Consider the following 21142-nt stretch of genomic DNA (forward strand, 5'->3'; position numbering starts at 1 on the left):
ACAGGATCAACTCCACTACGGGATCTCAGCTTTTCTCAACCATTGGCAAGACAGCTGCCGCTGGTCGCGAGGGCAGATGCAGCCGAATGACAAAGGTGCCCGGGGCATCGCCATCCGCAGATGCGCAACTGATCTGACCGCCGTGGGTGCGAACCACATGAGCCACGATTGCCAAACCAAGACCGCAGTGTCCTTGTTCACCGCGAGATTCATCCAGACGTTGAAACGGCTGCAAAGCCCGTTCCCACTGATGGGCAGGCATGCCTTCACCTTGATCCCAAACTTCAATCAAAGCTCCATCCGCAACGGATCGAAGTCGAACCACAACAGGCGCCAGGCCATAGGTAAAGGCGTTATCGATCAGATTGCCAACAGCGCGGCCAAGGGCAACCGGCTTCACGCAAGCGAGAACAGGCTGGAGATCGAGCTGGAGCCGTTCAGGCGGGTGACTGGTGGAGACTTCCGCAAGCAGCTGATCAAGGGGAAGGTCCACAGGGTCTTCACCATCGGCACCACCTGCAAACAGGAGAAACTGTCCGGTGATGCGCTCCAACGATTGGAGATCGCCGGCGCAACGATCTCGATCCTCAGAGGAGAGTGCCGGCATCGACAGCCTGAACTGCAAACGCGTGATTGGGGCCCGCAAATCATGGGCAATGCCGGCCAACATGGTGTCTCGGTCGCGGCGGTTGGCCGCCAGGCGATCGAGCATGGCATTGAAGTGATGGGTGATGCGCTGGACTTCGGGTGCTCCTCTTGCAGGAACGGCATCAGGGTCGTCTCCATCGCCGACAAGAGCTAACGCCCTCTCAAGTCCGCGCAAAGGCCGTTCCACTTCAAGAAGCAGAAACAACGCCCCACAGCTCAAACCAGCACCCAGAAGCGAAAGGAAGAGCAACGTCGGTTCCGGCGGCCAAGCCATTGGAGAACGAAGTGACACCCTGAGCCAGATCGGTTCCAGGGGCGAAATCAGCTCGACCCAAACGTCCCAACTGCGACCATTGGCGACCACCATCGGGCAATGGGCTAGACGGCGGCAGAGTTCGGCTTGAAGCGCCTTCGCCTGCTGAGCCAGAGCGGGAGACAGCGGGGACTGGCTTGAAGGCTGACGCACCACAGCCAGATCCAGACCGGTCAGTTCTGAGACCAAATGGGGTGGATATCGCTCAAGTGCGAGCTCGGCAAGACGGACATTGAGAGCAAGGTCACGGCCGAGTTGCACCGTCTGCAACGCCTCCACCTGACGACCGAACAGCACCTGAAGCAGAAGCAGACAGAGCGCCCAACTACCAAAACCGAGACCGCACCATCCCAGCAGCGCTCGAAGCACAAACGGCCAGGGGCGCCGCGAGGTCATCGACAAACTCCCTCAACGCGTCCGAGGTGTCCCGTCAGGCACGAACACATAGCCGTAGCCCCAAACGGTCTGGATATAGCGCGGCCGCGTCGGATCTGGTTCCACGAGTTTGCGAACCCGAGACACCTGCACATCCATGCTGCGGCTATCGGTTTCGCAACCCGGGCCACGGGCAAGCTCGATCAAACGCTCCCGTGACAACGGTCGATGAGGGTGCTGTGCGAAGGCCGCCAAAAGACTGAACTCACCACTGGTGATCACGGCAGGAACACCCGAACGACTGAGGGTGCGGGCTGCGAGATTGAGCACATTCTCACCGAAACTGACATCGCCACCTTCTGCCACTGGCGTGCCAGCCGGTAGAGCACTCCGACGCCGCAGAACCGCCTCAATGCGGGCAGAGAGCTCACGCGGAAGGAAAGGTTTACCAAGGTAATCATCGGCCCCCTGCTCAAGGCCAATGATGCGATCGACGCCTTCACCGCGGGCAGTGAGCATCACGATCGGCAGATCATCTCCGCCATCTCGCAATCGGCGCAGAGCGGTGAGACCATCATCCCCTGGCATCATCAGATCCAGCACCACCAAATCGGGTCGCTGGAACTCCAATCTGGCCTCAAACTGCTTGACATCACTGAGGCAACGCACGTCGTAGCCCTGGTCGATCAGATAGGTACCAACCATCTGCCTCAGTTCGGGGTCATCATCCACAACCCAGATCATTGATGCACGCGCCATGGCGACCGGGAACGACGACGACTGAGGAGATCGTATGCAGCGAGATGACGGCTGTCCGCAGAAATTGGACCCTGTCACAGCTCACAGCACTCCGGTCATGATTAAGTCATGACCTTCCCAAAGAAACTCCATAGGCTGGATCAATGATCAGCCTCACCGGTATCTCTCGCTCGGGGATAGGCATTCTCCTGTCAGGTCTATGGCTGCCACTGAGTGGTTTTTGGGCGCCAGCGACAGGCCAGGACGAGATCCATCAATACGGGCAGCGAATGGAAGCGATGTTTGTGCGCATGGATGTGAATGGAGACGGGCGTCTCGTTCCTGCAGAGGTACGGGGAAAGCCCTTTCTGGAAAGACGTTTGAGGCGTCCGAATTCTCGTGGTTTCTTGCTGATTGAAGATCTACATACCCGCTCTCCGCACCACAGCGGCCCCAGGCTCCAGCAACACTTCACGCGCGCTGACCGCAATGCCGACGGTTACCTCAACCGCCAGGAATCCAGAGCATTGCCCTGGGTCCATCGGCATTTCACGGGCCTAGACCTCAATGGCGATGGCCAAATCACCCTGGCGGAACTGTGGTCACTGCAAAAAGCGCTCGCTCCGCGCATGAGGCCCTGATCCGATTCAGTCAGCGCCGCAAGGAACTAGGGCCTCGCCTCACCCTGACTGGTCGCTTCCGCCTGACAGGTCGTGGCGGCGCCTTGAGGATCCGCACAAGCGAACGCACAATCCTGGTGAGCCCTCCGAGCAGAGCAAGCAGACCAGCAAACAGCACTGCGGCAATCAAGAGCACTGAGGCCAGGCCGAGTAATGCCTCAAGCAGCTGTGCAAGACCTTGGATCAGATCAGCAATCGTTTCGCTCACCATCACCAGCGCATCAACGCGTTGTGGGAGCCAAACGAGAAAGGCGAGCAATCCGACACCAAGGAGGGTCATGAGCACCCCCTCTAATCCCTGTCTCCAAGGTGGTGGAAGTGGACGCTGACGACGCCGGCGGAAGACACGACGCTCGGCATCCCTTGAATTCGAAGCTTTGAATCGCACCGTATTCATGGCACGAAGACGTGACCAGCACCGCGCATCCAGCGCTCAAATTCCATGACCACGAGTTCGTTAGGGCAATCAATCAAGGTGAGCACGCCAACCGTGCAATCGCCGTAACCGCTGTGATGGAGGGTGAGGTGATAGCCAGAGCCACTCAAACCACAGACCTCAGGGTCACTGCGTACGACCACATCCAAGGACGCACCGATTCTGGCCACACGTCGCCTGAGATCAGACCAAGTGGCTGCCATCCCGAGCACAGACGATTCACTTGCACAATTCTCTCCCGCAACCGGAGAACGTCAACGTTCCCTATTCGGCTTTCGGGACAGGTTGGGCTGCATTCCCTGGGGATTCGGCACTCTCGGTCGGCACAACCTCTTGCTTGGGTTGCTTACTCTCAGGCAAAGGCACAAGGGCTGAGAGCAGAGCTACGACCAGCAGAGCTGAACCACCCATCACCGATGGCGCCAAACGCTTCATCAGTGGCACCCGCTCAGCAAGCTCTCGGCGAGCGAGGGGCCGATCACGTTGATCAGCCCAGGCAATCTGTACGCGTGAATCCAAACGCATGGCGTCTAGGCATCGCACCAGATCAGCCAGTTCCGCGTCATCAAGTGCGATGGTAAGCGGCGAGACGCCTGGCTTACTGCTTCGCAGTTCAAGTTGATGGCCACCGTTGTCGGCAGGGGCCAGACTCACTGGAGAATCAGCATCACCGAAAGGGCGGGCAACTCCTGAGAGCAGATAGCGCGCATAGGGCAAAACGGTGGCAAGCATCGCCTCAAGGTGTTCTCTCTTGCCCTCAAGCTCTGGCGAACCGACAAATTGCAGTTTCCAGGACGACAAAATTCCGATGACTCCCTGACCATGGCCGGCGGAGATATCAGGGAGTCCCTCCACCATCAAACGTGCCGCCGTCTGGTCGTAGCGATAAGAGAGATTGAACATGCGAGCGATGCGGGAAGCGGAGAAGACGAAAGCGTGTGGCTTAGGGGGTTGGATCCTGAAGACTGGCGCGCAGACGATCAACGCCTCCTGCTCCGGCAGCCAGAGCCAGGGTGATCACCATCTGACGCTGCACTGGCGAAGAGCTCTCGGTCTCGAGAAGACGCTGCACAGAGCCCCTGCGCAGATTCATCCGTTCACCAATCAAATCACGCAGACGCTGATCAAACTTTGCCCAGCGTTGGTCCTGCAGAGCTGATGGCTCACGGCTCCAGAGCAATTGATGCAGCATGGGATAGAGACGATCCGCCATGGCGCAGATCACACGGATCAGCGCTTCGATCTCCTCGCCAGTGAGAGCAGTGCGTCGGGTGGAACGTCGCAGGGGGTTGGTGCAACGGCGCTTCCAGAGTTCCACTCGGTTGGGGAACAAGGATTCGTATCCCAGTTGCTGTGTGGCCCAGAGCATGACCTCACCACCATTGATGGCAAGAGCCTCAACAGTGAGCAGCAGGAGATCAAGCCTTTCCAGTCCCCGACGGTCCAGGGCGGTGTTGACAACGGCTATCGCCTCGCCCGAAGCAGCCGAGAGGACAGGTGGAGCGATGGCATCGGTCATGGCTGCGATGATGCCAGTACTCAGGCCTCCGCGTCACCCTTCGTTGGATCTTCGCCAGTTCATTCGAGACATTCCTGACTTCCCGAAACCAGGAATTCTGTTCCGTGATTTCACACCTCTGCTGCGAGACCCTGAAGCTTGGCGGGCCGTCATGAAGCAGATGGGAACCATCTGCGAGGCTCTCAAGCCAGATCTGATCGTGGGCATCGAATCCCGTGGTTTCATCGTGGGGACGTCCCTGGCGACTGATCTGGGACTCGGATTTGTGCCGGTTCGCAAGCCTGGAAAACTGCCTGGTGAGGTCTTCGGAATCGACTATGCCCTGGAGTACGGCAGCGATCGTCTGGAGATCCATGCCGATGCGTTGACAGGCAATCCCAGGGTTTTGCTAGTGGACGATCTACTGGCAACCGGTGGAACCGCCGCCGCCGCCGCTCAACTGATCAATCAGGCCGGCGGCACCCTTGTGGGGACCAGCTTCGTGATCGAACTGGAGAGCCTGGGAGGACGGCGCCGCCTGCCCGAAGCGATCCCGGTGGAATCTCTCGTGATCTATTCCTGATCGCTGGTCCAATCCAGCACCTCTTGGTACTGCGCCAAGTTGAGCAAACCAAAGGTCCAAAGAACCACCGGAAGAGGAGCCTGCTCGATTTCGGCCTGACGCTGGCCCAGCTGCAAGGCGTTATCGCTCAGACCAAGCCGCTCGCGCAGATACTTGAGGAGAAGAGGAGACGCCGGAGGCTGGGGATCACTGCTGAACACCATGGCGGAATCCTCGCTGTTTCCACTCTGGCGGAGCCTTCAGAATTGTCATCGGGCCATCGGTCATGACCTGAAGCGCGATCCGCCGCAGCAACGGCAGCCGCTGAATCAAAAGCAAAATCACGAATCGAACCGGTCGGAGACCTCTCCAGCTGTTTGAAAACAGCCGCAACAGCACGTCTGTACCAGCACCAATCAAGAACAAATCAACCAGACGTCGGCGGCTGTACCGGGCGGAGACCTGACGCAGAGCCAGCCCTGCATGTTGATGGGCGGCAACGAGCGCAATCAGTTCGTCGACATCACGCCAGCAGAGATTGAGACCCTGACCACCAACAGGGTGACAACGGTGCCCCGCTTCACCAAGGAGGATCTGCCGGCTTCGCGCCAATTTGGGAGCAAGACTCCATTGCAGGGGCACCGCGACAGGCTGATCAAGCAAAGCCTCGGGCTCCAGGCCAGAGGGCAAAACAGTGGCCAACAAATCCAGAAGCGTGGAAGGATCAAGCGCTGCACGCTCTCGGCAACGATTCAGGGGAGCACTCCAAACCAACTGAAAGGCCTGCCCCCCCAGTGGCAAGACAGCAAAAGGACCTTCAGCTCGGAAATACTCATGCGCCGTGGCAGGAGCTGCTCCGCGCAGAGACACCTTCAGGGTCAGACATCCCTGCCGGTAAGGGAATGACCAAAGCGGCAGTCGCCAGGCCTGCCGATGCGACGACTTGGGGCCATCCGCGGCAACAATCAGATCAAAACCCGCATCGCGAGCTTGGCCAACACCTGAAGAGGCCCTGTCGCCCAACTGGAGAGCAACATTCGCTTCCCGATCCAACCGCTTCAGAAGCTCCTGCATCAACGGCTGATGGTCCAAGATCCAACCGATGGCATCAGCGTTGCGATTGGCGGGCGCCAAATCTGCGATTCGAAACCAAACGGACGGCTTGCTCCACTGATCTTGGAGACAAAGCTGACGGAACGGCACCAGATAAGGCTGCAACGAAGTCCAGAGATCAAGGCGCTCAAGCAACCGCCGTGAGGAATGGGTGATCGCGTAGGCACGACTGCGTGAACTGATCTGATCCGCTGACAGAGGATCGTGGATCTGAACCCGACAACCCAGCCGACTCAGACCTAACGCCAGGAGTGCGCCAGTCGGTCCGGAGCCCAAAATGCCCACCGACAAGGCGTCAATGACGTCCTTGTCGGTGGGCGAAAGCTCGTCTGTGAGCATGGGCAGGGTGACCATGTCGTGAGGATCAAGCACCAAGGTGCTGAAACTCCATCTATCCAATCAGCCCAGGCCGAGCAGTCCATGGGTGAAAGCTTCACCACCCAAGGCCAATTCGGTGGCCAAGAGTGCAATGAACCCCAGCATGGCCATGCGGCCATTGAGCTTCTCTGCACGATCGTGGAATCCCCAGCCACTCTCAGCCTCGACAACCTCCATGCGGGGCTCGGTGGCAAAGGCGTTCAAGCGGCCGCCATCTTCAGTAGTGATAGTGGCGCCACGAATCACAGGAGCGGCGGATGCAGAGGTGGCTTGAGTCATCTGTTTTTGGCTTCTTTGCGAATTGTAACGCAAGTTTGCGAAGTTTTGCAAAGATGCTCAACTTTCCTCAGCGGCCCCTTCGAGAGGCCAAGCGCATCTGACAGAGCTCCTCGAAGGCAGGACGCAGCAGAAATGGATACTCACCAACCCACAACCGAAGCGTTGGCAGCCAGGCATCGCTGATCGAGGCGACACGGGAGAAGTCTTTTCGATCGCTCAAGACCAAACAGCGCACGGGCGTACCAGGCCGTATCTGCCCATGGGGCTTGAGCATGGGGAAGCTCAGCCTGGCGAGATAGCCGTCTTCATCCGCCAGCTCGAGCACCATCCAGGTGCGTCTGTTCTCCACCAACTCAAGCGTGCCGCGCTCGTTGGCCTGCTCACGCCGGCTTTCCACTCGCTCCTGAGTGAAGGCGTCGACCACTTCACCGTCGAAGAGCGCGGCGGATGGATAACGGCGCAAGGTGGCGTTACGGCGGCTCGCCTCAAGGATCGGCCCCCACAGCACGTAGAGAAGAAATGCCACAGCGATGATCAGCCAAATCGAGCCCCATCCGCTTGAAAACTGCATCTGGCTAATCAGCAGCGTGATGACGCCACCAATGGCTGCGATCAACACCCGCTGAAGAATCTTGCGCGGGTCTCCCAGAGCAGCCGCGAACTGGGTGCCAGTCGCCACTGCCGGAATCAGACGTTGAAGTTCACCGGGCCGCAGGGGGATCAGCATGGATCGGAGGAAGGCCGCATTACGGATGTCAGAGCAGCCGTTCAAGGCCGTATACAAGAGCCTCAAGCTGCCGCACCTTACGGATGCTCAGCAAGACCCCAGGCATATAGGCAGAGCGGTCGATCGTGTCGTGGCGGAGGGTGTAGGTCTCTCCAGGAGCCCCAAACATCACCTCCTGATGTGCCACCAGACCAGGAAGCCGAAGGGAATGCAACCTCAAGCCACTGGCTCTTACGCCGCCACGACTGCCCGCAAGGGATTCATGCTCATCGACTTCAGCCGGGTTAAACGCTTTGCCGAGTTCCTCCATGAGCTCGGCTGTTTTGATGCAGGTGCCACTTGGAGCATCCGCCTTGCGGTTGTGATGCAGCTCCGTGAGCTCCGCATGGTCATAGAAGCGTGCAGCAGCGGCGGCCGCTTGTTGCAGCAGCACCATGCCCACTGAAAAATTTGGAATCACAGCGCCCCCTACGGACGCTTTGTGGGCAAAGGACTGCAGATCCTCCAACTGCTCCGGGGACAGACCGGTGGTACCGATCACGGGATGCACCCCATAGGCAATCGCTGCCCTGGTGTTCGCATAAACAACCGATGGGTGAGTGAAATCCACCATGACGGCACCGCCACCAGGACCACGATCACGAACGGCCTGACTGGCCGAACACAGACAGCCCTCGAGATCGGCCGTGATCGCAACGTCCAGACTTCCGAGGCCGAGGGCTTCACCCACATCCACCCCCTCTTGACCAGGTGTGTTGTCGATTGCACCGACCAATTCACAATCCGCGGCTCCTTGCACAGCCTTGACAACCTCAGCCCCCATCCGACCGAGAGCACCGGCAACAACCACGTGGATGGGATCAGCGGAGCGAACCTCAGACATCGCGCACAGAGCAGCACTGAGCTCGAATCATGCCTGATCCCCACGATGAAACCTGAAGGGGAGCTGCACCTCAACGCTCTTCAAAGTCTTCAACAACACCATGAAGTGGAGCTCTCTCCACACCGATGAGCATGTTCGCCACCGCCTCGATCAAGGTCACGGCCACGACGGAAACAGCGGCTGTGTTTACAGCTCTGGCGATTGTGATCATGGTGTCCCAACTTTTTGGACAAGTGCTGGCGCGGCTGGGGCAACCCCGCGTGATGGGAGAGATCCTCGGGGGCATCGCACTAGGCCCGAGCCTGCTCGGTTGGATTGCCCCCAACCTCGAAGAACAGTTATTTGGCGGTGGCATCATCGATGAGCTCAGCTTGCTGGGCCAGCTGGGGCTAGCGATGTTCATGTACTTGGTAGGGCTCGAACTGAGACCCTCCATGCTTCGCGGCCAGGCGGCTTTAGCGCTGCGAATTTCCCTGAGCGGGATTGTGGTGCCGATGGCCATGGGCATCGCCCTCGCCTATGGCCTGAACGCTTGGGACACCAGCCTCTTCCCTGGAGAGCGCACCTTGGATGGGGCCTTGTTCATGGGCACAGCGATGGCAATCACCGCCTTTCCTGTGCTCGCCTGCATTCTCAAAGAACGCGGCCTGCAAGAACACAAGATTGGAAGCCTGAGCATCGCCTGCGCCGCGATTGATGATCTCTTCAGCTGGGTGATCCTCGCGGGTGTGGTGGCCTTTGCCCGCTCAGGGTCAGCGATCGCCTGCCTGATCCCCCTCGGCCTAACCGCAGCCTGGGCCTTTGTTCTGCTAGTGCTCCTCCGCCCAGCGAAACGCTATCTGGTCAAGCATTTCGAGCACCAAAAGGAGATTTCACCGCTGGTGCAGGGAGCCCTTTTTGCAGGCCTTTTAATCAGCAGTGTGGTGACCGATCAAATTGGCGTTCATTTGATTTTTGGAGCCTTTCTGTGGGGGCTGGCGATGCCACGCCACAACGAGCTCCAGACGCGAATGGAGACAAAGCTGGAAACCGTTGTCATGCGCCTGCTTTTACCAATGTTCTTCGTGGCGAGCGGGCTGGAAACCGAGCTCACCAAGCTCGGACGGGGCGACCTGCTGCTCATCACAGCTTTGGTGCTTGGCGTCGCTGTAGCAGGCAAATATTCAGGCACGTGGGCCAGCGCTCGCCTTGGGGGGGTCCCGGAACGAGACGCACAGGCCTTGGCCTGGCTTGCGAACACACGTGGGATGACCGAGCTGGTGGTGCTGAATGTGGGGCTCAAGCTCGGGGCCATTAACGCCACCCTCTTCGGCATTGGCGTGGTGATGGCCGTGGCAACAACACTGATGACAGGACCAATGCTGGACCGGCTCGGCTTCGCCAAAAGCCGCTTACAGACTGTGTAACGCCTTGAGCCCAAAGCGCACGCGGGGGCCGTCATCCCCGTAGGCTTCTTCATATTCCTCAATGCACGCAGATGTTCACGCAGGTCCGCTCCGCCGATCGCCGGGTTGTTCCTGCTGAGCCCAATAACCACAAGTCAGTCATGAAGGCTGTGTATGTGGTGCTCGAACCGCAATATCAAAACGCCCTAACCCAGGCCGCCACCAGCCTCAACGCGATGGATGGCCCCCTCGGGATTGAACTCAGCGGCTATCTGATTGAAGAGCTTCGTGATGACGATAATTTCGCTGATTTCCAGGCCGATGTTGCCTCAGCTGATGTCTTTGTGGCGTCTCTGATTTTCATTGAAGATCTGGCCCAGAAAGTTGTCGAAACGGTGACCCCCCACCGTGATCGCCTCAAGGCCGCAGTGGTCTTTCCCTCCATGCCTGAGGTGATGCGCCTCAACAAGCTCGGCAGCTTCTCAATGGCCCAGCTGGGTCAAAGCAAGAGTGCGATCGCCGGCTTCATGAAAAAGCGCAAGGAGTCGGGGGGAGCTGGCTTCCAAGACGCCATGCTCAAGCTGCTGAACACCCTCCCCACGGTGCTCAAGTATCTGCCCGTGGAGAAGGCACAAGACGCTCGCAGCTTCATGCTGAGCTTTCAGTATTGGCTTGGCGGTACTCCAGACAATCTCCGCAACTTCCTGTTGATGCTTGCGGACAAATATGTCTTCCCCGCAGCAGCGGGTGAGGAACGCCCTGCAATCGATGTCGCCGATCCCGAGGTCTTCCCCGACTTGGGCATCTGGCACCCGATGGCTCCGGCCATGTTCGAAGACCTGAAGGAATACCTGAACTGGACCAACAGCCGCAACGATCTCTCGGAACAAGCGCGTCAAGGTCCTGTCATTGGTCTCGTGCTTCAACGCAGCCACATCGTCACCGGCGATGATGCTCACTATGTGGCCGTGATTCAAGAACTCGAATTCAGAGGAGCAAGGGTTCTTCCCATCTTCTGCGGTGGTCTTGATTTCTCGAAGCCTGTCAACGCCTTTTTCTACGATCCACTCAATCAGGATCAGCCCCTAGTGGATGGGGTGGTGTCTCTCACTGGCTTCGCACTGGTTGGGGGACCGGCAAGACAAGATCACCCCAAGGCAGTCGACGCCCTCAAGCGACTGAATCGTCCTTACATGGTGGCGCTTCCACTGGTGTTCCAGACCACCCAAGAGTGGGAAGACAGTGACCTCGGTCTGCACCCAGTACAGGTTGCACTGCAAATCGCCATCCCCGAACTGGACGGCGCCATTGAACCCATCGTGCTCTCAGGCCGTGATGATGCCACCGGCAAGGCTCACACCCTTCAAGACCGGGTGGATGCCATCGCGGAACGCGCAATCCGCTGGTCGTCACTGCGAATCAAACCACGGCAAGAGAAAAAGCTGGCAATCACGGTCTTCAGCTTTCCACCCGACAAAGGCAACGTCGGCACCGCCGCCTACCTCGATGTCTTTGGCTCCATCCATCGCGTCCTCGAGGAAATGAAGGCCAAGGGGTACGACGTACAGAACCTGCCCCGCAATCCAAAGGCGCTGATGGAGGCGGTCATCAATGACCCCGAGGCGATGGAAGGTGCTCCAGAACTGTCAATCGCTCACCGCATGAGCGTTGAGGAATACGAGCGCCTCACGCCTTATTCAGAACGGCTTGAAGAAAACTGGGGAAAACCGCCAGGAAACCTCAATAGTGATGGACAAAATCTGCTGATCTACGGCCGTCACTTCGGTAACGTCTTCGTGGGTGTTCAACCCACATTTGGCTACGAGGGAGATCCAATGCGACTCCTTTACTCCCGCAGCGCCAGTCCTCATCATGGTTTCGCCGCTTATTACACCTACCTAGAGAAGATCTGGAACGCCGATGCTGTGCTGCATTTCGGCACCCACGGTTCGCTGGAATTCATGCCCGGCAAGCAGATGGGGATGAGTGAAACCTGCTATCCCGACTCCCTCATCGGCGCACTGCCAAACCTCTATTACTACGCCGCCAATAATCCTTCAGAAGCCACCATCGCCAAGCGCCGTGGTTACGCCTCAACCATCAGTTACCTCACCCCTCCTGCAGAAAATGCAGGCCTCTACAAGGGGCTGAAAGAGCTTGGTGAACTTGTCGGTTCCTACCAGCAGCTCCGCGAGGGTGGGCGTGGAATCCAAATTGTCAACACGATCGTGGAGACGGCACGCCTCTGCAATCTCGACAAAGATGTCGATTTGCCCAACGACGACTCCTCTGCGCTTGATCTCGAAGGCCGTGATGCCCTCGTCGGAGCGGTGTATCGCCAATTGATGGAAATCGAGAGTCGTCTACTTCCCTGTGGTCTGCACACCATCGGCAAACCACCCACGGCGGAAGAAGCGATTGCCACTCTGGTCAACATCGCGGCACTGGAGCGAGAGGAAGATGGGCTGCGCTCCTTGCCTGGCCTCTTGGCAGAAGCCATGGGCCGATCCATCGAAGACATCTACAAAGGCAACGACGACGGTGTGCTCGCTGATGTGGAACTCAACCGCACCATCACGGAGACCTCCCGTGCTGCAGTTGGCGCGATGGTGCAATCTCTGACCGGTCGCGATGGTCGCGTCAGCCTGCGCAACAGCTTTGCCTGGTTCTACGAGTTGCTAGCCAAGTTTGGCTTTAAGCCTTCCTCCCCTTGGCTACGCGCATGCTCCAGCGCCGGCTTCCCGAATACGAATTCAGCAGAACTCGACAAACTGTTTGCTTACTTGCGCTTCTGCCTTGAACAGGTCTGCGCAGACATGGAGATGGGCAGCCTTCTGCGCGCCCTCGATGGCGAATATGTACTTCCCGGGCCAGGTGGGGATCCGATTCGCAATCCCGGCGTGCTTCCGAGTGGGAAAAACATCCACGCGCTTGATCCCCAGGCCATCCCAACCCGTGCCGCCGTGGCTGCGGCCAAAGGTGTGGTGGACAAATTGATCGAGCGGCAAAAACAGGAAGAGGGCACATGGCCGGAAACGATTGCCTGCGTTCTTTGGGGCACTGACAACATCAAAACCTATGGAGAATCGCTAGCCCAGATTCTCTGGTTCATCGGTGTGCGCCCAGTTCCTGACTCCCTTGGTCGCGTCAACAAGCTGGAACTGATCAGCCTCGAAGAGCTTGGACGTCCTCGCATCGATGTGGTGGTGAACTGTTCAGGTGTGTTCCGAGATCTCTTCATCAACCAGATGGCATTGATCGATCAGGGAGTGAAGATGGCAGCGGAGGCTGAAGAGCCACTGGAGCAAAACTTCGTGCGTAAGCACTCACTTGAGCAAGCAGAAAAGGATGGCACCAGCCTCCGAGATGCCGCCTGTAGAGTTTTCTCAAATGCCAGCGGCAGCTACAGCTCCAACGTCAATCTCGCTGTGGAGAACAGCACCTGGGAAGAAGAAGGAGAGCTTCAGGAGATGTACCTTTCTCGTAAAACCTTCGCCTTCAATGCTGACAACCCAGGTGAAATGAATCAAAAGCGAGAGGTGTTCGAATCGGCAATGAAAACTGCTGACGTCACCTTCCAAAATCTTGATTCAGCAGAAATCTCCCTCACAGATGTGAGCCACTACTTCGATAGTGACCCTACAAAACTGATTCAAGGCTTGCGGGATGATGGCAAGGCCCCAACCAGCTACATCGCAGATACCACCACTGCGAACGCACAGGTACGTTCCTTAAGTGAAACCATCCGACTGGATTCACGCACAAAGCTTCTCAATCCCAAGTGGTACGAAGGAATGCTCGACTCCGGCTATGAAGGAGTGAGAGAGGTTGCCAAGCGCCTCAACTTCACCCTGGGCTGGAGCGCAACGAGCGGCAGTGTTGACAACTTCGTTTACGAAGAGGCCAACGAAACCTTTATCAATGATCCAGAGATGCGCAAGCGTCTGTTAGAACTCAACCCCCACAGCTTCCGTCGCATCGTCGGAACACTGCTTGAGGTCAATGGACGCGGCTACTGGGAGACGTCTGATGAGAACATCCAACAACTGCAGGAGCTCTATCAAGAAGTAGAAGACAAGATCGAGGGCGTGAGCTGAAATAATTCAGCATTCACAACGCACTAATCCATAACGAATCAACCCTGCTTTAAAGCAAAAGCAGGGTTTTTTATTGCATCAAGCAGTGCTTTGATTCCTGCAATCACAAAGGGAATTCAAGTCGCAACGTCCCGTCAGGCGAAGTCGTTGAGCAGCCCATAGTCCATAAAAACGATCGACCCAACCAGACAGGACGGGCCAGGTTGTCGGTGCGTACAACCAACCCATACCGATCAACCGATAGCACTCCCTAAAAACAGCGACATCCGTCAGCACTGAACCATCGTTCCGGATGGCATGAATCCGCGTCATCGCTGCGCGATAACTGATCCCCGCCCAAAGAGATGGGTCGTAGTCATCAGCATCAACATCCACAAAATGAATGCGGTGATGGTGATCACGGCGACGCAGAAATCGCACCTCGCGCAAACACAACGGGCAAGCGCCGTCATACAGAAAGGTGAGTTCGGCCGCTGGGCTGCTCACAACAGAAGGCGCGTCAGAGGCAATAGTTCTAGCGAATCGGAAGGATTGCAGAGGACATCTGAACCAACTGACGAATCGGGGCGACATCGTGCACCCTCAAGACTCCAACACCAGCTGCCGCAGCTCGGCAGCACACAGCCGCCGTGCCCCAGATGCGGGCCTTGGCACGTTTCTCATTGAGCACATCACCGATAAAGCGTTTTCGAGAGGGGCCGAGCAACAGTGGCACTCCAACGGCCACCAATCGCTCCAACTCCTGGAGTAACAACAAATTCTGTGTTGTGGTTTTAGCGAAACCCAGGCCCGGATCCCAAATCAGCTGATTGCGGGCGACACCTGCCGCTGCAGCACGATTGCTCGCCTCCTGGAGAGACTGGAGCACGTCACTAACTACATCGTGGTAGGTGGTCATGGCATCCATCGTTTGGCTGTCACCACGGCTGTGCATCAGCACATAAGGACAACCTGCAGCAGCGATGAGGGGAAACATGCCCGGATCACGCCGCCCACCGCTGACATCATTGATCCAATCAGCCCCTGCCTCAAGAGCAGCTTCCGCCACAGGAGCAAGAAAGGTGTCGACGGAAATTAACGACTGCGGATAGGCAGAACGAATGGCCTTCAAAGGCGGAAGCAATCGACTGATCTCCTCAGTAGCCCCCACCTCCTCCGCGCCGGGTCTGGTGCTTTGGGCACCAAGATCCAGCAGATCAGCACCATCAGACAACTGGCGACTGGCCTGTCTCAGTGCCAGCTCCGGTGTATTAAAGCGACCGCCATCACTGAATGAGTCGGGGGTGAGATTGATCACCCCCATCACAGCCGTACGCGTTCCCCATGCTGCTGGCCAAGGAGATCGAGGCTGCGTCATCACACCGTTCAGGCAGCCTGATAGTTGGCAATCCGAGCGAAGCTTTCCGCCTCCAGAGACGCACCACCCACAAGCACTCCATCAATGTCGCTCATCGACATCAATTCATCGATATTGCCGGGTTTCACCGATCCTCCGTACTGAATAATGAGATCTGGGGATCCAACCCAGCTGCGAATCAGCCCACAGATACGGTTCGCCTCAGTGGATTCACATGTTTTGCCCGTTCCGATCGCCCAGATCGGCTCATAGGCCACGATCAGCTTGGCGGGATCAAGGCCCTCAAGCCCCTGTTCAACCTGACGACGGATCACCCGTTCCGCCTCTCCACGGGTGCGCTGCTCGTCTGTTTCACCAACACAGACGATCGGGATCAATCCATTCGATTGGGCGGAACGGGCACGATGATTGATTTGTTCGTCACTCTCGCTGAAATATTTGCGAGGCTCACTGTGGCCAACAATGGCGTAGACAACGTCATGCTCCAGAAGCATTCCAGGAGCAATTTCGGCGGTGTAAGCACCGTGCCCTTCCCAGTGCACATTTTGGCTGGAAAGTTCAAGCGTCGACCCCTTCACCAAATCAGCCATGGTGGAGATCGCCGTGAAGGGTGGCGCCACCACGAGTTCTCGATCATTTGGGGTGGCAGCGATCAACGGTAGAAACGTGGCCATCCATTCCCTGGCCTGAGCACAGGTCATGTGCATCTTCCAGTTGCCAGCGATCACCGGTTTACGCACGCTCGGGTCCTCGGACGGTCAGCAGCAGACAACTTACGTTCCAGCGCGAGCTTTTTGGCCTCAGACCGCAGTGACTTCGGAATGATCGCAGCCCATCGTCACGCGATCACCAACCTGAAGCTGGAGACCACGACGGGTTTCTACAACGTCATTCACCTGCACTTCTCCCGCCTGGATGCGCATCTTGGCCTCTCCACCGGTCGCGACCCAGCCTTGCCACTTCAGGAATTGATCGAGCCGCATGGGCGACGGATTGCGAGAAAGAGCATTGATAGTCTGACGCGATGCTGAAACCCTCCGAGGCAGGCTTTCGCAGGCTTCTGCCCCTGCTCCGACCCCATCTGCGGCAGTTGGTGCTGGGGGTGTTGTGCATGCTCGTTTACGTGAGCAGTTTTCTATGGCTGCTCAATCTGGCGGGTGCTCTCTTCCCTGCACTCGGATCACGGGATCTCGGGCGGGTGCTCGGCCTGATTGGGCAAGGCGTGCTGATTTTTGCGGTTCAGAAGCTGGCCCAGTTCGGTCAAGACTCCCTGCTTGCTGGGCCGGCTCTACAGGTGAGCAAGACCCTGCGCAGCAATCTGTTCAGCCGTTTGCAGACGGTTGAACTAGGAGCATTGGAAAAGCTGTCAGCAGGAGATCTCACCTACCGACTCACAGAAGACGCAGATCGCGTCAGCGAGGTGCTCTACAAATCCATCCACGACACGCTTCCAAGCGTCCTCCAGTTGCTGGCCGTGCTCGGCTACATGCTCTGGCTCGACTGGAAACTGACTGCATCCATCCTGCTGCTCGCCCCGGTCATCATCTGGCTGATCAGCTTGTTCGGAGCACGGGTGATGGCCGCCACCGAACGCAGCCAGAAAAAAGTGAGCGAACTGGCCGGTCTGCTGGGAGAAGCCATCGAAGGCCTTCCGCTTGTGCGTGCCTTCGCCGCCGAACCCTGGCTGCAGGGACGTTTCGAAGAGGAGATTGACCAACACCGTCAGGCCCGGCACCTCACCTACAGCCTTGTGGCACTCCAGCACCCCGTCGTAGGAATGATCGAGGTCGTCGGGCTCTTCTCCGTTCTGGGGCTGGCTGCTTGGAGGATTCAGAACGATGGCCTAACCATTGCTGGCTTGAGCAGCTATCTCACTGGTCTGGTGGTGCTGATTGACCCGATCGCACACGTCACCAACAATTTCAATGAATTCCAGCAGGGTCAGGCCTCATTGAGGCGACTGCGACAGATCGAGAAGGAACCCCAAGAAGCCAAGGATCCATCACCAGCCCTTTCACTCGTTCGTCCCCAGGGCAACCTGCGTCTCCAGCAGGTGAACTTTGCCTATGGAGATGGCAAACCGGTGCTGCGCGACATCAACCTCGCCATTCAGGCCGGACAGGTGGTTGCCCTGGTGGGACCATCAGGCGCTGGTAAGAGCACCCTATTTTCCCTGCTGCTGCGCTTCAACACAGCCCAATCTGGCGAGATCTGCCTGGATGGGAAGAATCTCAGTCAAGTGAGAGCACGTGAGCTTCGCCAACAGGTGGCACTGGTGCCACAACGAACCACGGTGTTCTCAGGAAGCGTCGCCGATGCCATTCGTTTCGGGCGTTCGATCAGCCACGACCAACTGATCGAAGCGGCTCGTCTGGCCAATGCCCATGACTTCATCATGGCCCTACCGAATGGCTATGACACACAGCTTGAAGAGCGAGGCACCAATGTCTCGGGTGGCCAGTTACAGCGGATCGCCATTGCCAGGGCGGTGCTTGGCAATCCTGCGGTGTTGCTGCTGGATGAAGCAACAAGTGCACTCGATGCAGAGGCGGAAGCCGCTGTGCAACTGGGGCTTCGTCAGGCAATGCAAGGGCGAACTGTGCTGGTAATTGCCCACCGACTTGCAACCGTTCAGGAAGCGGACCAAATTGTTGTTCTGGAGAAAGGAAGCATCCGTGAGCAAGGAAGCCACGACCAACTGATGGCCAGCAACGGTCGCTACCGCGAATTGTGTGAACGGCAGTTCATCCGGGTCAATGCCATCGGAAGCAACTAATGGAGAACCCGCAACCCACACCCACCGATCCCCAAGAGAGTGAGCAACGGCCAACGACGGACAACGAAACCAACAACCCTCAACAGCGCTGGGAATATCGCGTCGTTCATATCAACATCAACAATGATGCTCCACCCAAGCCATCCACCCCTGAGGCAGCCAGCAAAAAACTGCAGGGTTCTCTAAGTCCGGAATTCATTAAGCGTGAATTCCCCCAGATGTATCAGCAACCACCCCTGGAGCAGAAGCACCCTGCAGCCCAGCTACAGCATTTCCTCAATCTGCTCGGCAACGAAGGATGGGAGCTTGTGGAAACCAGCCAAGTGGGAGGTTTGCTGATGTTTTTCTTCAAACGGCTTCAGAGGGCCAAACCAGATCAGACAACCGGCCAACCCAATGAAGCTGACAAGGCCGACGCCGGTAAAATCCCGCAGAGCGAAAAAGAATCATGACCACCTCAGACCTCTCCCAGGATCAGAACCCGGTACTCACCTTCGAAGGCAAGCGTTATGACCTCAATGCACTGCCCGACGAGCTGAAGGAACTGGTGCGTGGCATGCAAGTTGCTGATGCTCAGTTGCGCATGCACGAAGACACTCTCAAGGTGCTGGCAGTGGGTCGTCAGTCGATGGCGATGCAGTTGAACGAACGCCTCAACGACGTCACCCCTCTGCCTGAGGAAGGCTGAACAACAGCAGAAACTGCATAGCCAGAACGACCAAGAAAAAGCCTCCGCAAATTCGGAGGCTTTTTTGTTGTTTCAGCCAGGGAAAATCAGCTTGTCAAGCTCAACCTTCAGAAAAGCGATGGGCACGTGTGAGCTTAAACACGGTTCCAGACAGAAGCAGGAGCGCAAAAAGATTCGGCAGAGCCATCAAGCCATTAAGGGTGTCAGAAACATCCCAGACAAGACCTTTCTCTCCGGCGATAGCGGCACAAACAGCAACTGCAATCCAAACCAGACGGTAGGGAAGAATGGCCTTCTCTCCAAACAGGAACTGAGTGCACTTCTCTCCATAAAAACTCCATCCCAGAATTGTCGTAAAGGCAAAAACAACAATGCCTGCAGTCACAATCACTCCACCACCATTAATGCCAAGTCCAAAAGCCGTGATCGAAATGTCAGATCCAGACAAAGCCTTCCTTGCCTTATCAGTCATCCCCAACAGAGTTTCAGAATAGTTTGTGATCACGACAAGGGCTGTCATCGTGCAGACCACAAATGTGTCAATGAAGGTGCCGAGCATGGCAACTGATCCCTGACGAACTGCGCTGGTGGTTTTGGAAGCAGCATGGGCTATCGGAGCACTACCCAAACCAGCTTCATTGGAGAAAATGCCCCGCTTGAGGCCTTGCAGCACAACGGCTCCAAACACACCACCAACAGCAGCCTGACCACTGAATGCGGAACTAAAGATCAGGCCAAAAGCACTTGGGATTTGATTGATGTGCATCGAAAGGATGACAAGGCATGCACCGATGTAGAGGATTGCCATCACAGGAACAATCGCAGAAGCCGCTCTCGCAATCCGACGGACACCACCGATCACAACCAGAAAAATCAGTACGCCAAGTACAACGCCAGTCGCACTGCGGGGGATTTGCGTGGTCTTTTCGAGGGCTTTAGCCAGTTCAAATGCCTGAACACCATTGCCGATTCCAAAGCCGGCGAGCATGCCAAAAAAAGCAAACAAGCCTGCCATCCAGGTCCAACCATGGCCCAATCCATTGCGGATGTAATACATCGGGCCGCCCACATGATTGCCTTCCGCGTCAGTTTCACGGAAATGGACAGCCAGCACTGCTTCTGCATATTTAGTCGCGATCCCGAAGATAGCGATCAACCACATCCAAAAGATTGCCCCCGGACCACCAACGGCGATCGCCGTGGAGACCCCAGCAATGTTTCCGGTCCCAATGGTGGCCGCCAACGACGTCATCAAGGCCTGGAACGGAGAGATCTCTCCCTCACCACGCTGATCAACAGGCTCAAAGAGGAGCTTGAAGCCATATCCGAGCTTGCGCAACGGAATACAGCGAAGCCCAACCATCAAAAAGATGCCTGTAATTGCGATGAGAGCCACAGTCCATGGCCCCCATGCGAATGCACCTACCTTGGAATTAACAAGCGTGATGAAATCTTGCATCTTAAAAACCAGAAAAACGCAATCGTAAAAGTCTCAAATCCCAGAGAGAGAAGCCAAGATTCAAAGCGATTGAAGTGATTCAAATCGGAAGATCTGATGACCAAGAGTGTCATCGCCATCGGCAGCGGTCTTGATCACACGTTGCTGAAGAACCCAGAAACCATCGGGCTCTAGGGGCACAAATGTGTCTTCAAATTGGTTTTCAGGGCCACGCGCTTCACCCGTCGCCGGGTCGGAGTACTGACTGGTGTAGGTATGGCTGAGGTAGCCGGCTCCGGTGTCGGTGGTACTGCCGGTGTGAATGGTCACCACCGTGCCGTGAATATGGCGATGAACCATCGTCACCACATCGTTCTTGATCCGATAACGATCACCTTCACCCTTGCCGCCGATGATCACTTCCACTCCAGCATCGGTGCTTTCACCAGCCGTGAAGGTGTTGTCGCCATGCACTTGGTCGAAACTGCGACGCACACGGTGGATGGCGACCTCCCAGAGCTGAGAGGCAAGCGCTTTCTGCACTTCAGCATCATCAACACCGTCCACAGAGGCCTTCAGATCGGCTCCCACGCTGAACGTGCCCTCCACACGACGGTCGCCTTGCTCCCAGATGCAACGACCCTTGTAACCAGCGAAACCAGGATCCCAGGTGTAGCGATTGGCGTAAGCGGCTTGAAACGCCTCCCGACAATCACTGCCGGGTGCAATCTGGGTGGGAAGGGCCTGGGTCACAACGAGAAGGGATGTCGT

24 protein-coding genes are annotated in these 21142 nt (G+C 57.1%); 7 read left to right on the forward strand and 17 right to left on the reverse strand.

The window, feature by feature from the left end:
* Positions 1-25: 25 nt before the first annotated feature.
* A complete protein-coding gene (locus tag SIB72_RS11885) occupies positions 26-1357 on the reverse strand; it encodes an ATP-binding protein (protein WP_413743996.1) in 1332 nt (443 codons plus the stop codon).
* Positions 1358-1369: 12 nt separating this feature from the next.
* The gene (locus SIB72_RS11890; protein WP_170953818.1) at positions 1370-2095 is read right to left on the reverse strand and encodes a response regulator; all 726 of its coding nucleotides are present in this window, start codon (positions 2093-2095) and stop codon (positions 1370-1372) included.
* Positions 2096-2238: 143 nt separating this feature from the next.
* Here SIB72_RS11890 and SIB72_RS11895 point away from each other — a divergent pair, with 143 nt between their 5' ends.
* The gene (locus SIB72_RS11895) at positions 2239-2715 is read left to right on the forward strand and encodes an EF-hand domain-containing protein (RefSeq protein ID WP_115119495.1); all 477 of its coding nucleotides are present in this window, start codon (positions 2239-2241) and stop codon (positions 2713-2715) included.
* Positions 2716-2725: 10 nt separating this feature from the next.
* Here the strand turns inward: SIB72_RS11895 and SIB72_RS11900 are convergent, their stop codons facing one another.
* From SIB72_RS11900 to SIB72_RS11915, 4 genes are all read right to left on the reverse strand, one after another.
* Complete coding sequence (locus SIB72_RS11900) at positions 2726-3151, reverse strand: hypothetical protein (protein ID WP_413743997.1); 426 nt, start codon at positions 3149-3151, stop codon at positions 2726-2728.
* On the reverse strand, positions 3148-3393 hold the full coding sequence (locus tag SIB72_RS11905; RefSeq protein WP_115119499.1) for a hypothetical protein: 246 nt from the start codon (positions 3391-3393) through the stop codon (positions 3148-3150). The genes SIB72_RS11900 and SIB72_RS11905 overlap by 4 nt, the downstream gene beginning before the upstream one ends.
* Before the next feature lie 61 nt (positions 3394-3454).
* Positions 3455-4093: a DUF4335 domain-containing protein gene (locus tag SIB72_RS11910; protein WP_115119501.1), complete on the reverse strand. Its 639-nt coding sequence runs from the start codon at positions 4091-4093 to the stop codon at positions 3455-3457.
* Between the two features lie 40 nt (positions 4094-4133).
* Positions 4134-4709, reverse strand: coding sequence for a DUF3038 domain-containing protein (locus SIB72_RS11915; RefSeq protein WP_413743998.1), 576 nt, complete (start codon positions 4707-4709; stop codon positions 4134-4136).
* Here SIB72_RS11915 and SIB72_RS11920 point away from each other — a divergent pair.
* Positions 4696-5271 (forward strand): adenine phosphoribosyltransferase, encoded by a 576-nt coding sequence (locus SIB72_RS11920; RefSeq protein WP_244281518.1) that lies wholly within the window; start codon positions 4696-4698, stop codon positions 5269-5271. The genes SIB72_RS11915 and SIB72_RS11920 overlap by 14 nt on opposite strands.
* Here SIB72_RS11920 and SIB72_RS11925 read toward each other — a convergent pair.
* From SIB72_RS11925 to dapB, 5 genes are all read right to left on the reverse strand, one after another.
* A complete protein-coding gene (locus SIB72_RS11925; RefSeq protein WP_115119507.1) occupies positions 5262-5474 on the reverse strand; it encodes a DUF2949 domain-containing protein in 213 nt (70 codons plus the stop codon). The genes SIB72_RS11920 and SIB72_RS11925 overlap by 10 nt on opposite strands.
* Positions 5458-6717 (reverse strand): FAD-dependent monooxygenase, encoded by a 1260-nt coding sequence (locus tag SIB72_RS11930; protein WP_413743999.1) that lies wholly within the window; start codon positions 6715-6717, stop codon positions 5458-5460. The genes SIB72_RS11925 and SIB72_RS11930 overlap by 17 nt, the downstream gene beginning before the upstream one ends.
* 45 nt (positions 6718-6762) lie before the next feature.
* Complete coding sequence (locus SIB72_RS11935; RefSeq protein WP_413744000.1) at positions 6763-7020, reverse strand: high light inducible protein; 258 nt, start codon at positions 7018-7020, stop codon at positions 6763-6765.
* Positions 7021-7087: 67 nt separating this feature from the next.
* The gene (locus SIB72_RS11940) at positions 7088-7747 is read right to left on the reverse strand and encodes a hypothetical protein (protein WP_413744001.1); all 660 of its coding nucleotides are present in this window, start codon (positions 7745-7747) and stop codon (positions 7088-7090) included.
* 28 nt (positions 7748-7775) lie between these two features.
* Positions 7776-8630: a 4-hydroxy-tetrahydrodipicolinate reductase gene (gene dapB, locus SIB72_RS11945; protein ID WP_115119513.1), complete on the reverse strand. Its 855-nt coding sequence runs from the start codon at positions 8628-8630 to the stop codon at positions 7776-7778.
* Positions 8631-8755: 125 nt separating this feature from the next.
* Between dapB and SIB72_RS11950 the strand changes: the two genes are divergently transcribed.
* Positions 8756-10036, forward strand: coding sequence for a cation:proton antiporter (locus tag SIB72_RS11950; protein WP_413744002.1), 1281 nt, complete (start codon positions 8756-8758; stop codon positions 10034-10036).
* 71 nt (positions 10037-10107) lie between these two features.
* The gene (locus SIB72_RS11955; protein WP_115119517.1) at positions 10108-14112 is read left to right on the forward strand and encodes a magnesium chelatase subunit H; all 4005 of its coding nucleotides are present in this window, start codon (positions 10108-10110) and stop codon (positions 14110-14112) included.
* 78 nt (positions 14113-14190) lie between these two features.
* Here the strand turns inward: SIB72_RS11955 and SIB72_RS11960 are convergent, their stop codons facing one another.
* From SIB72_RS11960 to SIB72_RS11975, 4 genes are read right to left on the reverse strand one after another with little or no spacing between them, the layout of a single operon-like run.
* The gene (locus SIB72_RS11960; RefSeq protein WP_115119519.1) at positions 14191-14598 is read right to left on the reverse strand and encodes a thiol-disulfide oxidoreductase DCC family protein; all 408 of its coding nucleotides are present in this window, start codon (positions 14596-14598) and stop codon (positions 14191-14193) included.
* 28 nt (positions 14599-14626) lie between these two features.
* Positions 14627-15469 carry a dihydropteroate synthase gene (gene folP, locus SIB72_RS11965; RefSeq protein ID WP_413744003.1) on the reverse strand — a complete coding sequence of 281 codons (843 nt, stop codon included), beginning with the start codon at positions 15467-15469 and terminating at the stop codon, positions 14627-14629.
* Between the two features lie 8 nt (positions 15470-15477).
* Entirely contained in the window at positions 15478-16209 is a 732-nt protein-coding gene (tpiA, locus tag SIB72_RS11970) for a triose-phosphate isomerase (RefSeq protein WP_115119523.1), read from the reverse strand.
* Positions 16210-16269: 60 nt separating this feature from the next.
* Positions 16270-16452 (reverse strand): RNA-binding S4 domain-containing protein, encoded by a 183-nt coding sequence (locus SIB72_RS11975; protein WP_115119525.1) that lies wholly within the window; start codon positions 16450-16452, stop codon positions 16270-16272.
* Between the two features lie 41 nt (positions 16453-16493).
* Here SIB72_RS11975 and SIB72_RS11980 point away from each other — a divergent pair, with 41 nt between their 5' ends.
* From SIB72_RS11980 to SIB72_RS11990, 3 genes are read left to right on the forward strand one after another with little or no spacing between them, the layout of a single operon-like run.
* A complete protein-coding gene (locus SIB72_RS11980; RefSeq protein ID WP_413744004.1) occupies positions 16494-18245 on the forward strand; it encodes an ABC transporter ATP-binding protein in 1752 nt (583 codons plus the stop codon).
* Positions 18245-18697: a hypothetical protein gene (locus tag SIB72_RS11985; protein WP_244281521.1), complete on the forward strand. Its 453-nt coding sequence runs from the start codon at positions 18245-18247 to the stop codon at positions 18695-18697. The genes SIB72_RS11980 and SIB72_RS11985 overlap by 1 nt, the downstream gene beginning before the upstream one ends.
* A complete protein-coding gene (locus SIB72_RS11990; protein ID WP_115015513.1) occupies positions 18694-18933 on the forward strand; it encodes a DUF6447 family protein in 240 nt (79 codons plus the stop codon). Before SIB72_RS11985 ends, SIB72_RS11990 begins: the two co-directional genes overlap by 4 nt.
* A 100-nt stretch (positions 18934-19033) precedes the next feature.
* On the opposite strand, the gene SIB72_RS11995 is transcribed toward SIB72_RS11990, so the two are convergent.
* Together SIB72_RS11995 and SIB72_RS12000 are read right to left on the reverse strand one after the other, a co-directional pair.
* Entirely contained in the window at positions 19034-20392 is a 1359-nt protein-coding gene (locus SIB72_RS11995; protein ID WP_413744005.1) for an alanine/glycine:cation symporter family protein, read from the reverse strand.
* 60 nt (positions 20393-20452) lie between these two features.
* Entirely contained in the window at positions 20453-21124 is a 672-nt protein-coding gene (locus SIB72_RS12000; RefSeq protein WP_115119531.1) for a DUF3386 domain-containing protein, read from the reverse strand.
* Positions 21125-21142: the final 18 nt, after the last annotated feature.

It is taken from the genome of Synechococcus sp. MIT S9451, from assembly GCF_047304725.1.
GTDB lineage: Bacteria > Cyanobacteriota > Cyanobacteriia > PCC-6307 > Cyanobiaceae > Synechococcus_C.

Excerpts from the sequence above, each read along its gene's own strand:
- SIB72_RS11885 (WP_413743996.1), bottom strand. The coding sequence starts at position 1,357 with ATGACCTCGCGGCGCCCCTGGCCGTTTGTGCTTCGAGCGCTGCTGGGA.
- SIB72_RS11890 (WP_170953818.1), bottom strand. The coding sequence starts at position 2,095 with ATGGCGCGTGCATCAATGATCTGGGTTGTGGATGATGACCCCGAACTG.
- SIB72_RS11895 (WP_115119495.1), top strand. The coding sequence starts at position 2,239 with ATGATCAGCCTCACCGGTATCTCTCGCTCGGGGATAGGCATTCTCCTG.
- SIB72_RS11900 (WP_413743997.1), bottom strand. The coding sequence starts at position 3,151 with ATGAATACGGTGCGATTCAAAGCTTCGAATTCAAGGGATGCCGAGCGT.
- SIB72_RS11905 (WP_115119499.1), bottom strand. The coding sequence starts at position 3,393 with ATGGCAGCCACTTGGTCTGATCTCAGGCGACGTGTGGCCAGAATCGGT.
- SIB72_RS11910 (WP_115119501.1), bottom strand. The coding sequence starts at position 4,093 with ATGTTCAATCTCTCTTATCGCTACGACCAGACGGCGGCACGTTTGATG.
- SIB72_RS11920 (WP_244281518.1), top strand. The coding sequence starts at position 4,696 with ATGGCATCGGTCATGGCTGCGATGATGCCAGTACTCAGGCCTCCGCGT.
- SIB72_RS11915 (WP_413743998.1), bottom strand. The coding sequence starts at position 4,709 with ATGACCGATGCCATCGCTCCACCTGTCCTCTCGGCTGCTTCGGGCGAG.
- SIB72_RS11925 (WP_115119507.1), bottom strand. The coding sequence starts at position 5,474 with ATGGTGTTCAGCAGTGATCCCCAGCCTCCGGCGTCTCCTCTTCTCCTC.
- SIB72_RS11930 (WP_413743999.1), bottom strand. The coding sequence starts at position 6,717 with ATGGTCACCCTGCCCATGCTCACAGACGAGCTTTCGCCCACCGACAAG.
- SIB72_RS11935 (WP_413744000.1), bottom strand. The coding sequence starts at position 7,020 with ATGACTCAAGCCACCTCTGCATCCGCCGCTCCTGTGATTCGTGGCGCC.
- SIB72_RS11940 (WP_413744001.1), bottom strand. The coding sequence starts at position 7,747 with ATGCTGATCCCCCTGCGGCCCGGTGAACTTCAACGTCTGATTCCGGCA.
- dapB (WP_115119513.1), bottom strand. The coding sequence starts at position 8,630 with ATGTCTGAGGTTCGCTCCGCTGATCCCATCCACGTGGTTGTTGCCGGT.
- SIB72_RS11950 (WP_413744002.1), top strand. The coding sequence starts at position 8,756 with ATGAGCATGTTCGCCACCGCCTCGATCAAGGTCACGGCCACGACGGAA.
- SIB72_RS11955 (WP_115119517.1), top strand. The coding sequence starts at position 10,108 with ATGTTCACGCAGGTCCGCTCCGCCGATCGCCGGGTTGTTCCTGCTGAG.
- folP (WP_413744003.1), bottom strand. The coding sequence starts at position 15,469 with ATGACGCAGCCTCGATCTCCTTGGCCAGCAGCATGGGGAACGCGTACG.
- SIB72_RS11975 (WP_115119525.1), bottom strand. The coding sequence starts at position 16,452 with ATGCGGCTCGATCAATTCCTGAAGTGGCAAGGCTGGGTCGCGACCGGT.
- SIB72_RS11980 (WP_413744004.1), top strand. The coding sequence starts at position 16,494 with ATGCTGAAACCCTCCGAGGCAGGCTTTCGCAGGCTTCTGCCCCTGCTC.
- SIB72_RS11985 (WP_244281521.1), top strand. The coding sequence starts at position 18,245 with ATGGAGAACCCGCAACCCACACCCACCGATCCCCAAGAGAGTGAGCAA.
- SIB72_RS11990 (WP_115015513.1), top strand. The coding sequence starts at position 18,694 with ATGACCACCTCAGACCTCTCCCAGGATCAGAACCCGGTACTCACCTTC.
- SIB72_RS11995 (WP_413744005.1), bottom strand. The coding sequence starts at position 20,392 with ATGCAAGATTTCATCACGCTTGTTAATTCCAAGGTAGGTGCATTCGCA.